Annotated in this window: 15 protein-coding genes; 4 read left to right on the top strand and 11 right to left on the bottom strand. The window is 64.1% G+C overall.

What is annotated here, in order from left to right:
* The 11 genes from ACR652_RS08825 to ACR652_RS08775 all read right to left on the bottom strand — a co-directional run.
* Window positions 1-128 (bottom strand): sugar phosphate nucleotidyltransferase (locus tag ACR652_RS08825; protein WP_434506142.1); only part of this gene is annotated, 128 nt, incomplete at its 3' end.
* 63 nt (window positions 129-191) lie between these two features.
* Entirely contained in the window at window positions 192-746 is a 555-nt protein-coding gene (rfbC, locus tag ACR652_RS08820) for a dTDP-4-dehydrorhamnose 3,5-epimerase (RefSeq protein ID WP_434506138.1), read from the bottom strand.
* Window positions 747-768: 22 nt separating this feature from the next.
* A complete protein-coding gene (gene rfbB, locus ACR652_RS08815; RefSeq protein WP_434506137.1) occupies window positions 769-1821 on the bottom strand; it encodes a dTDP-glucose 4,6-dehydratase in 1053 nt (350 codons plus the stop codon).
* Window positions 1822-1972: 151 nt separating this feature from the next.
* On the bottom strand, window positions 1973-3064 hold the full coding sequence (locus tag ACR652_RS08810) for a GSCFA domain-containing protein (RefSeq protein WP_434506136.1): 1092 nt from the start codon (window positions 3062-3064) through the stop codon (window positions 1973-1975).
* Window positions 3057-3770 carry a hypothetical protein gene (locus ACR652_RS08805; RefSeq protein ID WP_434506135.1) on the bottom strand — a complete coding sequence of 238 codons (714 nt, stop codon included), beginning with the start codon at window positions 3768-3770 and terminating at the stop codon, window positions 3057-3059. The genes ACR652_RS08810 and ACR652_RS08805 overlap by 8 nt, the downstream gene beginning before the upstream one ends.
* 113 nt (window positions 3771-3883) lie before the next feature.
* Window positions 3884-4969: a hypothetical protein gene (locus ACR652_RS08800; RefSeq protein ID WP_434506134.1), complete on the bottom strand. Its 1086-nt coding sequence runs from the start codon at window positions 4967-4969 to the stop codon at window positions 3884-3886.
* Window positions 4966-6489 (bottom strand): hypothetical protein, encoded by a 1524-nt coding sequence (locus tag ACR652_RS08795; RefSeq protein ID WP_434506133.1) that lies wholly within the window; start codon window positions 6487-6489, stop codon window positions 4966-4968. The genes ACR652_RS08800 and ACR652_RS08795 overlap by 4 nt, the downstream gene beginning before the upstream one ends.
* A gap of 29 nt (window positions 6490-6518) precedes the next feature.
* Window positions 6519-9263 (bottom strand): glycosyltransferase family protein, encoded by a 2745-nt coding sequence (locus tag ACR652_RS08790; RefSeq protein ID WP_434506132.1) that lies wholly within the window; start codon window positions 9261-9263, stop codon window positions 6519-6521.
* Entirely contained in the window at window positions 9176-9802 is a 627-nt protein-coding gene (locus ACR652_RS08785; protein WP_434506131.1) for a hypothetical protein, read from the bottom strand. The genes ACR652_RS08790 and ACR652_RS08785 overlap by 88 nt, the downstream gene beginning before the upstream one ends.
* Before the next feature lie 229 nt (window positions 9803-10031).
* Window positions 10032-10676, bottom strand: coding sequence for a histidine phosphatase family protein (locus ACR652_RS08780; protein ID WP_434506130.1), 645 nt, complete (start codon window positions 10674-10676; stop codon window positions 10032-10034).
* Window positions 10673-11461: a 3-deoxy-manno-octulosonate cytidylyltransferase gene (locus tag ACR652_RS08775; protein ID WP_434506129.1), complete on the bottom strand. Its 789-nt coding sequence runs from the start codon at window positions 11459-11461 to the stop codon at window positions 10673-10675. The genes ACR652_RS08780 and ACR652_RS08775 overlap by 4 nt, the downstream gene beginning before the upstream one ends.
* A 203-nt stretch (window positions 11462-11664) precedes the next feature.
* Between ACR652_RS08775 and kdsA the strand changes: the two genes are divergently transcribed.
* The 4 genes from kdsA (at window position 11665) to ACR652_RS08755 (ending at window position 14652) form a co-directional block, all read left to right on the top strand.
* On the top strand, window positions 11665-12513 hold the full coding sequence (kdsA, locus tag ACR652_RS08770) for a 3-deoxy-8-phosphooctulonate synthase (RefSeq protein WP_434506128.1): 849 nt from the start codon (window positions 11665-11667) through the stop codon (window positions 12511-12513).
* A gap of 150 nt (window positions 12514-12663) precedes the next feature.
* The gene (locus ACR652_RS08765; RefSeq protein ID WP_434506127.1) at window positions 12664-13578 is read left to right on the top strand and encodes a hypothetical protein; all 915 of its coding nucleotides are present in this window, start codon (window positions 12664-12666) and stop codon (window positions 13576-13578) included.
* On the top strand, window positions 13571-14134 hold the full coding sequence (locus ACR652_RS08760) for a chromate transporter (protein WP_434506126.1): 564 nt from the start codon (window positions 13571-13573) through the stop codon (window positions 14132-14134). The genes ACR652_RS08765 and ACR652_RS08760 overlap by 8 nt, the downstream gene beginning before the upstream one ends.
* The gene (locus ACR652_RS08755; protein WP_434506125.1) at window positions 14131-14652 is read left to right on the top strand and encodes a chromate transporter; all 522 of its coding nucleotides are present in this window, start codon (window positions 14131-14133) and stop codon (window positions 14650-14652) included. Before ACR652_RS08760 ends, ACR652_RS08755 begins: the two co-directional genes overlap by 4 nt.
* Window positions 14653-14718 lie beyond the last annotated feature (66 nt).

Below are 14718 nucleotides of genomic sequence, written 5' to 3'. Positions count from 1 at the left end.
AGCATCAGCACGGACAGCGGATAATAGATCATCGGCTTGTCGTAGACCGGAAGAAGCTGTTTGGACGCCGCGAGCGTCATCGGGTGCAGCCTTGTGCCGGACCCGCCAGCCAGAACGATGCCGCGCATGTCTTGTCTCCCTTGGAATATCGCGCGATCCATGCGCCGCCTTTGGCGGGCGGCGCCGACCGCTCACGCGAAAATCTCTTCAAGCGCGCGCAGCCTCGGCCATTGCCTGTCCTTTTCGGAGAGGATCGGGCCGCCGGGCGGCTGGGGCCAGTTGACGCCAACATCGGGGTCGTCGAAGGCGAGGCCGCGATCATGGGCGGGCGAATAGAGCGCCGTGACCTTGTAGAGCACTTCCGTGTCCGGCTCGAGCGTGATGAAGCCATGCGCGAAGCCAACCGGAATGAAAAGCTGGCGCCAGTTCTCGGCCGAGAGTTCAACGGCGACATGCTTGCCGAAGGTTGTCGATGAGCGTCTCAAATCCACGGCCACGTCGAGGATGCGCCCGCGCACGACGCGCACCAGCTTGTCCTGCGCAAAGGGCGGCGTCTGGAAGTGCAGTCCGCGCAGCGTGCCGACAGGCGCCGAGAAGGAGTGATTGTCCTGGACAAAGTGATAATCGAGCCCGGCCTTGTCCCACTCGGACTGTTTATACACTTCCGAAAAAAAGCCGCGCGCGTCGCCATGCTTTTTCGGCGTGACGATCTTCACCGCGGGAATGGCAGTCTCTTCAAATTGCATGCGCGTCTCTCAGGCAATGGCTTCAGGCAAGGCGGCCGAGGCGTTCTCCGCGATATTTTCCCGAGCGGATGGCCTGCCACCAGGCGGGATGGTCGAGATACCATTGCACCGTCTGGCGCAGGCCGGTCTCGAACGTCTGCTGAGGGCGCCATCCCAATTCGCGTTCGATTTTCGAACAGTCGATGGCGTAGCGCAGGTCGTGGCCGGGCCGGTCCTCGACGAAGGCGATCAATCTACGGTAGGAGCCATGCGCATCCGGACGCAGCTCGTCGAGAATGTCGCAGATCGCATGCACGACGTCGATGTTGCGCTTCTCGTTGCGGCCGCCGACATTATACGATTCGCCGACAACGCCTGTGCGCGCCACCAGGATCAACGCCGCGGCATGGTCCTCGACATAGAGCCAGTCACGAATATTTTCGCCTCTCCCGTAAACGGGCAGCGGCTTTCCTTCGATGGCGTTGAGGATGGTGAGCGGAATAAGCTTTTCCGGGAAGTGATAGGGGCCGTAATTGTTCGAGCAGTTGGTGACGATCGTCGGCAGTCCATAGGTCTCGCGCCAGGCGCGCACCAGATGGTCCGATCCGGCCTTGGACGCGGAGTACGGCGAATTCGGCGCGTAAGGGGTGTCCTCCCGGAACAGACCCGTCGGACCCAGCGCGCCGAAGACCTCGTCGGTCGAAATATGCATGAATCGGAACGACCGCGCTTTCGCTTCGGGAAGCGCCCGCCAATAGGCGAGGGCGGCCTCGAGCATGGTAAAGGTGCCGACGAGATTGGTTTCGACAAAAGCTGCCGGGCCGTCGATGGAACGGTCGACGTGGCTCTCCGCCGCAAGATGCATGACGATGTCCGGCTGGAAGTCCGCAAGAGCCGCCGCAACCGCCGCCGCGTCGCAAATGTCGGCGCGCCGGAACGCATAACGTGCATCCTGCGCAATTGGCGCGAGCGAATCGAGATTGCCAGCGTATGTCAGCTTGTCATAAACGAGGAGTCTGGCATCCGTGTCGTCGATCAAGCGACGCGCAACCGCAGACCCGATGAAGCCGGCCCCGCCGGTGATCAAGACGTTCATTCCGTGACTCTCCCCGGGCAATCGGACGACTGAAGCCTTGCAAGCATCGCCTGGGCTTCGCCAGTGTGCGTAAGTGGCGATGTGCGTATCATTCAGGAGCTTCCCAGACAAGTTGAGGGTCGCGCGCGACTGCGGACGCCGGCGTCGAAGACTAGTCTGTGTTGTCGATCGCTTCCTCGTCACAAAGCATTTCGATCACCCTGTTCATGTCTGCGGCGGCCTGGCGCGCGGCGGCGCGGCGCTCGGTTTCGCTGCTGTCAGCGCCAGCGAAGGCCGCGCTCCGGCTTGCGTCTCCGCCATAATGCCGCAGAAAAACACGCATGACGTGAGCCACGCCGGATTCGGTCACGCTGCGCCGGTCCTCGGCAAAATAACCATTGCCGGCATGCGGCCCCGTGATGATCTCATAGGAGGGGAAGTAGTCCGTATGGCTCAGCCTGCCGGAAACGTCCTCGGCTGCGACGCGCAGGGCCGCTTTCGAGTAGCATGTTGAAACGACGACATGTCGATCGACCGCGGTCGCGTTGAGAGGCACGGGAGAAACAGTCAGGATGAATTTCACGCCCGGATTCCGCTGCCGAATGAAATTCAGCGACCATTCCAGATCGTCGGCTGTCTGACGGGCGCTGAAGTTCACGAAGGCATGGCGTCCGGGGTCGTAGCTCCCGCCCGCCACCCCGGGCGCGAGCGGAAACACGCTTCCATCGGCGCGATCGACCCAGGCCTCCGTCAAGCCGAGCGTGAAGATGAAGATCGACATCTCGTCGATGGCGCGCCTGACGGCCAGGAAGTGAATTTCCCTGTCCAGCAACAACTCATCAATGGAGACAAATCCGCCCGGTTGAATCTGCGGGCGAAAGGGATCCACCCAACGGCTGTCTTCGAGCGGCCATGCGGCTTCACGCGGTTCGAAGGCGCCATAACTGCGTTCGAGAAGCTGCCTCAGCTGGCGCGCCGTATAGATGTTTCCGTAACGGGCGGAAAAAACGCCATAGTAAAAATCCGCCGCATGTTTGTCGGGGATCAGCGGATGCGCCCGTTCGGTCACAAGAACCCTGTATCCGTTCTGCGGCAGGCGCCGGGCGATGTGTTGCGCGAAGCAGCTCCCGGCGGTGACGATGGCGTCAGACGGTTCAATCTTGAAAGACGTCGACGTCACGGGGTCGAATGTCTCGGGGCGCTCGAAACCGCGACCGCCTTTCCAGAATTGATAATCCGGCCTTCCGGCGTAGGGATTAGCCATCTCGGAGCGCTCCACGGATCTGGTCGAGCACGAGCGCGCCATAGGCGGCGTTCGCATGAGTGGGATCGTTGTTCCAGAACGGTCTGTCGAGAAAGCCCGCGGCGGTCAACGCGGCAGGCGGGGGCGGGAGCAGGGCGATCTCTTCCCGCCGACAAAATGCCTGAAGAACGGTTTCATGCAATCGATACAGTTTCAGTCTCAGGGCGGGCGGGGCGACGCCAAGCTGCACTTTGTCGGAGAAATATCCTCCGGGGTTGTTGAGAATATGATCGTTGTCCTCGACGGGCGGCGGCGTCGAGACCTGCAGGAAGCGCGCGCCATAGTAATCTCGCAACAGGGGAATGTTCCTGAGATAGCCTTTCGTGAGAGACTCCGAGAAGAAGTGATGAAGAAGACCATAGGAGATCAGTTGGCGACCGGGGGTGGGCGTGAACCCGGTCTCGCCGGGTTCGATGAACTCGAATCTCTCGGGGTTCTCGATCAGTCCGAATGTATTATGAAAATTGCCACCGATCATGGAGACGACCAGATCGAATCCGGCGGGGGCGGGAATGTGCCCTCCGACCCGTATTTTTTCCTCGAGCGAGGTCTTGCGGTCCTTGCGGTTGACGTTGACGACCTCGATCCCTGGGTCGCCCTGCCGGCGCAAAGCCTTTGCGAGGGCCTCGGTGTGGCTTTGCCCGACAATGAGGATTTTGGCGTCCATGAGTGCTTTTCTAAAGTGAAGCTCAAGATCGTCAATCCCTTTATCGACTTCCCCGGCGTCTGCGTGATGGCGGCGAGGTCTGTCGACGGGGGCGGCGGCGTGGGAAATGGGACTCAGGGGCCATGGGCGAGCGCGGCAAGCTCGCGATAACGCGCCGGTATGTCCGCCGGAATTCGCAGCTTTGCAAGGAAATCCGCTTGCCGGGCCAGAAACGGCTGCGGATCACGCGCGGCGGCCAAGGCGAAATCCAGCCACTCGCGCTCATCCGACACCAGATGCAAGGATGAATAGACGCCGATATCCCGGCCCGGCTCATCAGGCGCCCAGACCGCCACCGGGACGCCAGCCCAGACCATATCGAAGATCACGCTCGACGGCCCGGAAATGCAAAAGGCGAACTTGTCCAGCGACTGCTTGTACAAAGGCGCGCTGTTCATTGTGACGTTTGCGGGAAGGGGCGCCTGGTTCTTCTGGAGATAACGCCCGCCGGGGTGCGGGCGCAGATCAAGCGCGCCGTTGAGGTCCTCGAGCTTGCGCGCGAATGAGAGGAGCTGGGAGACGAAAACGTCCCGGTCCCTGTCCTTGAACCGCACGGAGTGCAAATTTTCGCACACGAGCCCGTGTATGGCGTCGCTGTATCTTCGACCTCTGCGATGCTGCGCCGTCGCATGGGGCGCCTCCAGGCCAATGGGCGGACCGACAGCCATGATCTTGGCTCTCTGGTCCGGCTGGACGGAGCGCAGCGCGTCGATCTCGAACCAGCTCACCGCCACGTCTCCGGTCATGCCGATGATATGGCGCCAGGTCTGGTTATGCGCCTCGTTGTGATGAAAGCCGATGCATTCGAGACCATGCTGAAGGGAAATGCGCGTGAGTGAGGGCGGCGCGCCAAGGAACACGGCGTGGGCCAGTTCATGCGCGGGCAGCACGGATTCGCTTGCGGAGAGCAGCAGTCCTTCCCGACCGATGAGGCGTCTGACGGCGTCAGCCGGCTCCTCGATGCTGATCACTTGCGCGCACAGCTCGCGCGCCAGCTCCATCAGCTCGCGGATCCAGACGCCAGTGACGTCGCGCTTGCGAAAGGCGTCGGCGACGAGAAAGACGATCTCGAGGCGCGCATCGCGTCGGAAGAACCTCGCGACAGGGCGCGAGACAGCGATGTCCTGATTGAGCGTAATGAGAAAAATGGCCTGTTTCATGAGTCGACCACCGGCGACCGCTCTGCATTTGGAGCGGCTGGGTAGGCGTTGACCTCGGAGAGGAAAAAGCTGAAATCCGGGAACAGCCGTCGACAGACGCGCTCCACCTCGCCAAGCAGATGACGATACGCCTCGGTCTCGTGAAGGATCGGCCGCAGGTCGCCGGATGAAAGGATCGGCGCATGATCGAGGGCGACCGCGTCGCCGACGTCGACCCTGTTCATCTTCTGCTTTCCCCTTTTTTCCGGGGGGGAGAATTTCGGCTCCAGAGCCTTCGCCACGTAGGGCTTCATCTCCGGAGTCACCCAAATCTCGAAACGCCGGTCCGGGCGATAGTCGACATGGATGTCATAGGCCCTTGAAACGCGCGCAAAGGGCGAACGCACGGACAGGAGGCCGGCGGAATTGGCGCCTTTCACGGCCGCGATGTCCTGATGCGCGCCATAGATCAGGGCGATTTTTTCAGGCGCGCCAGCCGGGCGGCGGACCGGGCGCGTTTGAATCGCGCATGAAAGGAAGTCGAAGAGATCACGCGCGAGTGAGCCGACGCTCGAGACTTGCGCCATCATCGCGCAGATCTGGTTGCTGGTCTCGCGCCGAATGCGGCAGCGGCCGGTCTCGATGTCTTTGACGAGCTCCGCCGGGTCGACGTAGATCGCCGGATCAAGCTCCGCATAAAGTGGGAATCCTGGAGAGAGGACCTGCGCGCCCGCCGAGATCGAGGTCAGCGCGCGGTTGAGAGACTTCGCGCGGCTGAAGCTCTGTCCATTGACGGGCAGAAAACACACGAAGGCTTCGGCCAGCGCTTTCCGTTCCGCTTCGAGCGACCACTCGTCGAGCCGATAGTCGATCGGGAGCCGGCTGAGCTGCGCGAGGCGCTCCGTCTTCAGGGCGGGGCTGTTCGTGAGGATCGTCAGCCGGGTTTTGAATCCAGACAGGGCAAGCGTGCGCAGCCCGGACGAACAGGCCGAGAGATCACGAAGCCCCACGGGAAAGGTCGTATTCGATCCGATGCCGAACCATAGCGCGTCGATCCTGCGGTCGCGTTGCGCGCGGGCGAGCTTCTCAGACACGATCTGCGCAAGCGTCTCCGTCTCCGATTCCTCGAACGGATCGGGCAAGACATGAATTGGCAGATCGGGCGCGTAATGCGCGACGGCGCGGCGCATCACTGGGGTCGAACACAAGGCGAAGTCGCAGGTCCGGGACGCGATTCGCAGCCATTGCCGAAATCGGAACGGGCGTGCGTCCCGCCACTGCGTGAAGTAATCGTCGAAGAGATCGAGGCCGGCGAGCTTGCCGAGCGATCTTGCGGTCCGGGCGATCGCGATCGCTTCAACGGAATAGGTCTTGGAGAGGATCAGGACATCGCACGCCGAGAGGTCCTCGATGGAAATCTCGGCGAGACTTTTGATGGAAACGTCGAAATAACTGTTGTTGTGAGCCAGCCTGTCATAGCGGATCCGGCTTCCGGCCGTCATCTTGTGGGCGCTGCTGGGGACAAGAAAGAGCAGACGCATGCGATCATCCGTCGAGTTGCGAGCGGGAGCTAAAAGGGTCTGATGACGGCGCTTGATTTCAGCGCCGGCAGCAGCCGCCACAGGTCGAGATGGGAGGCCGCCGCGAGATCGTGCATAAATTTCGGGGGGTCGTCGGCTTCCGAGAACACCGAGACGAGCGTCGTGCAGATATTGGCAAGTCCCGCGTTGGCGAGTCGGAGCGCAAGGTCGATGTGCGCGCCCTCTCTCGGATAACGCGGGCTCATGCCGCCGAGGCGCCGCCATGCTTGCGCGGAGAGGGCGAAGAAACGCGCGGAATTCGCCGCCACGGGGTAGATTTCGCCGGCGAGCAGGGCGCTGCAATCGATTTCCTGAAGCGCGAGAGCCGGCGCCACGGAGAAATCCACCCGACCGGGGAAATAACCGGCGGCGCCGAAGACCGGCGCGCCGTCCGCCTTGTGCCGTCTGAGCTCCATGCAGCCGACGGTCCCCACCTCGTCAAGCAGCGAGAGACGTGCGATCGTTTCGAGCGTGCGCGGATCGTGGAGGATGATCCTCGACTCCACGAACACGAAGGCGTCCCCGGAGGCGGAGGCGGCCGTCTCATTGATCGCCGCCGCCTCGCCCCAGGCGGAGCCCGCTTCCACCAGATGACCCGAGGTCGGGAAGGTTTCCCGCAGAAGGCCGCGATACGCGTCGCGCTGTTTTGCCCCGCCGCCCGCGGCGATCAAAATGACCTCGAGCTTCGCGGTCGTCTTTTGTCTCGCGACGGAGTCGAGGAGGACGCCGATGTCGGCGGCAGGGTCGCATGCGCGCAGGAAAATCGAAATTCTCGCGGGTCCAGCGGCGTCGCTCGACGGCAGAATGACCGGCGCGTCTCTCGGCGTCGGATAGAGAAGCGCTTCCTTTGCGAGAGGCGACAGGTCGCGTATCAAGATTGCGGCCGGCAGAGCGTCGGCAGCCGTGGCCGCCTTATCGTCCGTCAAGGGCGAAAGGACGGGGAAGCTTGTCCTCCCCTCCGCGAGCGTCGCGCGCACCGTCTTCGGCGCTTCCGGCAGGGCCAGGACATATCTGCGATGCGGGAGAGAGTCGTCGACCACCACACATGCCGCGCGCGAGGCTGTCGCGCCAGATGACAGACGACGCGAGACGAGGGCGCCGATGGCGGGAATGGCGCAGCTCGGCAGGGTCAGCCTGAGGCGTCCGTCACGCGGGCGCGCCGGCGCCTCCCGGCCAAAGAGCGCGTCGGCGTATTCCACGAAGGCGCGATCGCCGAGGTCTGACGCCACGCGGCGCTCGGCGTTGGCGCCGGCGACCGGAACGCGGAACATCAGGGCGATCCATTCGCGGATCTGATGATCGAAGATGGGCTCGGCTCCCGTCGCCGTTTCCAGATCGACCCTGATGTCGGCCAGGGACGGAGACAGTTGATCGGCGCCCCATCCGGTCGCTTCGGCCAGATAGGCGTCATTCAACCGACGCACAGCCGCGAGGCCGCCGCCGGAGTCGTCGACCGCCGCCGCCTCCGCCGCGTGAAGCCCGCCGCGCAACAGCGAGGGGAAGGGGATGAGATCGATGAAATCGACATGCCCGTCTCCGTCATAACCGACGAGCAAAACCGGCATGAACGGATTGCGCAGGCCGAAAGCGCAGACTCCCTGCCGCTCGTGAATGGCGACCTCGTCCGCCACCGCCAGCGCAAGGCGCCCGTCCGCTTGTCTCGACGGCTGGAAAACCCGCAGCGCCCTGGTCTCGGCCTGTCCGTCTCCGCGCGACTGATACGTCGCGCGCGCCTTCAGGAGATGGCTGTTGCCCCACCACAGATCATGCAAGGGCCAGCCAAGCGTCGCGTCGGCTGAACGCAGCGTCCGATGGGCGGCCAGATCCTGCCAGCGCGGTCCTTGGGCGAACGTCGACAGCAGCTCTTCGCGAAACCGGATCGTCGGCTCGAAGCCGCTCTCCGGCCCGCCCATGAGCCGGCAGAGCGCGTTCAGCGCGCCGATGGGCGCGGAGAAGCCTTTCGGCCAGGCGGGCGCGCCCAGATAGGCGTCGGCGTCGGGCCGGTGATGCCGACGCGGCGTGTGGCCGATCAGAACGTCGCCGCTCCAGATCTGCACCGGCTCGCGCGGTTGAACGCCGGCGGTTTCCGTTGAGCGCCAGGCCCACCCCCACGCGCGATCGCCGTCGAATTCATCCAGGGAGAGTTTCGTCAGGATCGGTTGATCGGCGAGGGCGCGCGCGCGCGCGAAGACGGACAAGATCTGCTGTTTCAGCCGGTCGCGGCTGTAGTCGTCGCGCAGCCGCCGCTGCGCGCGTTCGACCTGGGCGCGATGCAGCGCCTTGTCGCCAAGCAGCCTGTCGAAGGCGCCAAACCATTCCTCGGCGCCATCGACCAGCATGCCGCAGCCGTCCGCGCAACAGGCGTCATAGACGGTTCCCCGCGTCGCCACGACGGCCATGCCGCAGGCGGAATATTCGACCCATTTGGTGTTGGTCTTCCTGTTGTTGAAGGGCGTCGGGGCGAGAGGGCACATGCCGATCGTCCACTTCAGGGACGCAAGCCTTTCCATGAAGCGCCCGTAATCGCGCACCGGTTCGACGAGTCGAATACGCTCATCGAATCGCTTCAGGTCGCCGGGAAGCCGGATCGAGCCGAATATCTCGAAGCGGACGTCTGGCCGCGCCTCCAGAAGTCTCGCGAGTCCCGTCACGGCGGTCGCGAAATCGAGGTTGTGGCTGCCAAGGCCCATGTAGCCGATGAAGGCGCTTCGTCGGTCGTCGGCGGCGCGAGACAATCCGCCGCGCTGCAGATGTCTCCGGCCAGAATGCGCGGACTGACGGCGTCGCCAAAGAGGCCCTGCCGCAATGTCTCGGTCGAACAATAGGCCAGCGTCGCATTGTCGAGCAGATAACGGACGGTGTGCAGCCGCCGCGGTTGATTGTGATAGCGCGCCTTCTCTTCGCCGATGTCCTTTGGAACCTGCAGGAGGTCGTCATCGATATGATAGATCGTCGCCTTTCCGGCGGCGCGCGCCCATTCGACGATCTCTGGCGCGCAGGGTCCGCTGTAGCGGCAGAAAACAATCAGCGTCGGATCGAAGTCCGCGAGGCGGCTTGTCAGCCGCTCCACGGCGGCGGGAGAAACGCGCCACTCTCCGAGCTCCTGCGCGTCGGCCTTCAGGTCATTTTCCGTGACAAAGGCCGTCTCGAGGCCAGAGACGGATTTGAGCGGCTGAATGAAGTTGAGGAAGAGGCTGGGCGCTTCCGCATCATTCGTGACAAAAACGACGCGTTCGGTCAGGGCTGGGGTGGCGGAATGCGCCCTTGCATCCATCAAGTCTCGACTCCGGGAGCAAAAACTCAGGAGTCGCTTTTATCTTGATCTTAACAATAAGCAAACGAAATTTTCATCTTTGCGGCTCGCCGGGAGCCGGCTGCGTCAAGTTCCTCCACCGGCGTTGACAATCGTGCGCAAGCCGGCGAGACCTCCGCGCCGCGCCGCGCCGCGCCGCGCCGCGCGCCCGCATCGCCTCGCCGCGCGTCCGACCATTGCCGACGATGTCTCAGAGACGCTCTGCGACAAAGGCCGGGAACGCGTCGGGCGACAGATTCCAGCCGAGGATCTGCGCCTCGTCTTCGCCCGGGAGGCGGAGCAGCGCCAGACGCCCGGTCGCCATCTTCCCGGCGAATGTCGGGCCTGCAAGGGCGCCGGCGAGGAGCCTGAACAGCCCATTGGAGGAGACGATCAGGGACGGCTCCCGCCGCGACTCGCGAACGCTGCGGAGCACGCCGGCGAGAGATTGCAGATAAGCCTCGCGCGAAGACGGCCAGCCCGCATTGGCCGGCCAGACGCCGTCTGTCTCCCAGGCGTGGAGTTCGGCGCCGGCGCCTTCGAGCCGGATGTCATCGGAGCTCTTGCCTTCCCAGGCTCCGTAGTCAATCTCACGCAGACGCTCGTCGATCTCGATCTGTTCCGGGGAGCCGCCGGCCTCGGCGATGGCGATCGACGCGGTCTCCCGCGTTCGCCTCAGCGGGCCTGTGATCGTTCTGGCCGGAGCCAGCCCTGCGTGCAGAAGAGCCCGGCCGAGAGCGGCGGCCTGTTCCCGACCTTTCGAAGTGAGAGGGAGATCGCTGCGCGCGCCAACCCAGACCGCCTGCTGACCGGGCTCGAATGTGTTGCCGTGACGCGCGAGGATCAGCAGCGTCATGACTTCAGCCCCACGAGCTCGCCCTCGCGGGCGATGATCGTTTCGACGAAGGCGACGTCTTCGGGCGAGTCGATCGAGCCATGGCTGCGGCCGCGATAATCCACGATCGCCACCTTGATCGTCATGCCATGTTCGAGCGCGCGCAACTGTTCGAGGCCTTCGGCCTTTTCCAGTGGCGTTTGCGGGAGCCGCACATAGCGGTCGAGGCTGTCGGCGCGAAACGCATAAAGGCCGATGTGGCGATGAATCGCCGCGTGGCCGGTCTGCCGCATGAAGGGAATGACGCGCTTGGAAAAATAGAGCGCATGGCGCCGGTTGTCGAAGACAACGGATGTGCCGCTCGCGGGCGCGGACTTCTTCAATTCCAGAAAATCGTCGAGTTCGCGCCCTTCCAGCCGCACAGCCGGCGTGACGATGTCGGCGCCGGGATCGCCCCGCATCTCATCGATCATGGCGTCCAGAACCCAGGGCGGAGTCAGCAAGGCGTCGCCCTGAAGATTGATGATGATCTCGGCGCCTATGCCGGCGGTCTTCAGCGCCTCGGCGGTGCGCTCGGTGCCGTTCGCGCAGGCTTCGGAGGTCAGGACCGCGCGTCCGCCAAAGCCCTGGGCGAAGTCGACGATTCGCTGGTCTTCCGTCGCGATGAGGAGGTCCGCCGCGTTCCGGGCGCTTGTGGCGATTCGCCACACTCTCTCGAGCATCGACACGCCAAGGACCGGGTGGAGGGGCTTGCCCGGAAAGCGCGACGAGGCGTAGCGCGCGGGAATGACGATCGCCGTTTTCATGAAGAGTCGCCTGCCGGTGGAGCGTCTCTCTTAGCGGGCGGCCGCCGGGGAAACAAGCGCCCGCGAAATTGACGGCCTGAGGCCGCGGCGATAGCCTGCGCCGAAAGCGAGCGCGCGGCTCCAGGGCGGGCGCATCGACCTCACTTCCAGAGAGTCCCTTGCTGCCTGCGCCGGCGTTTTGGGCCGAGGGATGAAGAGTAGCCATGCAACGTCACGTGAGTGTTGGGAACGTCGTTTTCGGAAATGATCTGCCGCTGCGGCTGATTGCCGGCCCCTGCCAGCTCGAGTCCCGCGATCACGCCCTGGAATGCGCGGCGGCGCTGGTCGAGATGACGTCGGCCGCGGGCGTCGGGCTCGTTTACAAGACCTCTTTCGACAAAGCCAACAGGACGTCGGTCGCCGGCGTGCGCGGCCTCGGCCTCGAAAAGGCGCTGGCGGTCTTTTCCGAGATTCGCGCCCGGTTCAACGTGCCGGTGCTGACCGACATTCACACGCAGGAACAGTGCCGCCCCGTCGCCGAGGTCGTCGACATTCTGCAAATCCCGGCCTTTCTCTCCCGCCAGACAGACCTGCTCGTCGAGGCGGGCTCCACGGGCGCGGCGATCAATATCAAGAAGGGCCAGTTCATGGCGCCCTGGGACATCGGCAACGCCGCCGCGAAAGTGGCGAGCGTGGGCAATGAGCGGATTCTGCTCACCGAGCGGGGCGTCAGCTTCGGCTACAACACGCTCGTCGTCGACATGCGCGGCCTGCCGATCATGGCGAAGACGGGCTATCCCGTCATTTTCGACGCCACCCATGCGGTTCAGCAGCCGGGCGGGATGGGTCTCGCCTCCGGCGGCGACCGCCGCATGGCGCCGGTCCTTGCAAGGGCGGCTGTCGCCGTCGGCGTCGCGGGCGTGTTCGCCGAGACGCACCCGGACCCCGACAAGGCGCCTTCGGATGGGCCGAACATGCTGCCGCTGCGCGCCATGCCGGCCTTCATCGAGACCCTGATGGCGTTCGACGCCATCGCAAAAGCGCGCCCGGTGTCGGTGACGGACGAGCCGTGACGCCTCAGCTCCGCCTCGTTACAAAAATTCCTAATATGTCGAACGATTTGAGCGTCCGATAAGAGGTCCGCGCTTGACCTGTGTCGCGCGCGAATGCGACATTCGTTGCTCTTCGCACGGTTTCGCGTCTCCGCAAAAAAGGGAAGTCGCTTGACGGACCAACAGACCTTTGCCGCGCCGCCGGGGCCGCAAGGCTCCTATATCGACGGGCATCCGCTCGACGAAGTCCATTACATTGAAGCCAAGATCATTCTGAACGGCCAGCGCTTCACGTCCATCCAGACCTTCCACGAGTTTGGAAAGCTGGTTCGAAAAGTGGCGAAGCAGTTGCGCGTCGATTTCGAGACCGAGCCCTGCGAAGGCCTGCGGCCGCAGATTCGCGAGGTGCTGTTTCTCGACACAAAGGATTTCAAGCTCTACAACAACGCCTTCATCCTGCGCCGCCGCATTGCTTATGAAGATGGTTTCCCGGCGGGCGAGCCGGAGATCGTCTTCAAGTTTCGTCATCCCGATCTCGACATGGCCTCGCAGCTCGACGTGCGGCCCAACATCCCGGGCGCCTGGCGCATCAAGTTCAAGGAGGAGTGGCTGCCGGAGAAGACGCGGATCGGCGGCTCCCGCTCGCTCTATTCGCACAATGTCGAATTCAAGCTGAATCCCTTGAGCTTCGACGAGGATCTCACGGACACGGCGACTCTCGTCGGGGCGTTGCCCGCTCTGCGGCCGCTGCTCGTCGAGAAGAAGGCCCATCTCGAATTGGTCCACCGCACGGCGGTCGAGGAAGTTCTCCAGCAGCTCGGGACGCTCGATTTCGGCAAGGGTCTGGAAGCCGCCAGCAATGTGTCGGTGTGGCGCGCGCGCGGCGATCATCGACAGCTCGTGGGCGAGTTCTCCTTCCAGCACAAGTTTCAGCGGCGGGACGCGCTGAGCGCCAAGGCGCTCCAGAAATGCGCGGAGTTCTTCAGTGCGCTGCAGCACGAGGCCCAGGACTGGATCAGTCTCGGCACGACCAAGACCGGCGCCGTCTACCGGCTGAAGGGCAATCCGCCGCAAAGCCATGAGTGAGCCCGCGCCCCAGGTTTCCATCGGCCAGATCTTCCGTGCTTTTCTGACGATCGGCGCGACGAGCCTCGGCGGCGGCGTGGTCGGCTATCTGCGCGCAAGTCTGGTCGGCTCGCTCAAATGGATCGACGACGAGACCTTCGTCGAATTGCTCGCCATCTGCCAGTCGCTGCCCGGCCTCAACGCCTCCAATATGGCGATTCTCGTCGGCGACCGGCTGCGCGGCGCCGCCGGCGCGGCTGTGGCGCTCATCGGCATCTGCCTGCCCGGCGGCCTGATCATGGTCGCGGCGGCCATGGCGCTGGATTCCGGCCGCCACGACCATCCGCTCGTCAGCGCCGCCCTGCACGGCGTCTCCGCCGGCGCGGTGGGCATGGTGTTCTATGTCACGGTGCAGCTTGGCCTCAAGACGATCCGCCGCCCGGCCGACGCCGTCTTTGCGGGGGCGACGCTCGTGTGCGTCACGCTGCTGCACGAGTCGGTGCTGCTGGCGCTGGCGCTGGTCGCTCCCGTCGCGACGCTCTGGTTCCGCCCCCGTAAGAACGGGGGTCGGCCATGAAGCAGATGGTCGGGCTCATTGGCGTCTTCGCCTATCTGTCGCTGCTCACCATCGGCGGCGGCATGGCGGCGTTCCCGGAAATGCAGACGCTGACCGTGAATGTCTTCCACTGGCTGACCAAGGACGAGCTCGTCCATCTCTACAGCATCGGCCAGATGGCGCCCGGCCCCAACATGATGATGATCGCCGGCATCGGCGAATGGGTGGCCGGGCCGATCGGCGCGATCGCGGTCACGCTCGCCTTCTTCCTGCCGACGGGCCTGCTCACCTTCTGGGTCGGCCGCGTCTGGGAGCATCTCGCCGGCTGGCCCTGGCGCGCCTCGATCCAGCGCGCGCTTGGCGTCGTCTCGATCGGCCTTTTGCTCGGGGGCGTGGTGAGCATTGGCAAGGTCGTGCTGGTGGGCTGGCACGCCGTCGCGGTCGCGACGCTCGTCTTCGCGGTGCTGATGGCGACCAACATGAATCCTCTTCCGCTGATGGTCGCCGCCGCTGTCGCGGGCGTGCTTTTCTTCCGCTAGGCCCTTTCGGGCGCAATTGGACCCGCTCTAGGCGCCGGGAGCGGGCCGCAAGGGCGTCGCCTTTGC

Origin of the sequence: Methylocystis sp., from assembly GCF_051061225.1 — a bacterium.
In the GTDB taxonomy this organism is placed as follows: Bacteria; Pseudomonadota; Alphaproteobacteria; order Rhizobiales; family Beijerinckiaceae; genus Methylocystis.
This window is presented reverse-complemented; position numbering and strand designations above follow the sequence as displayed.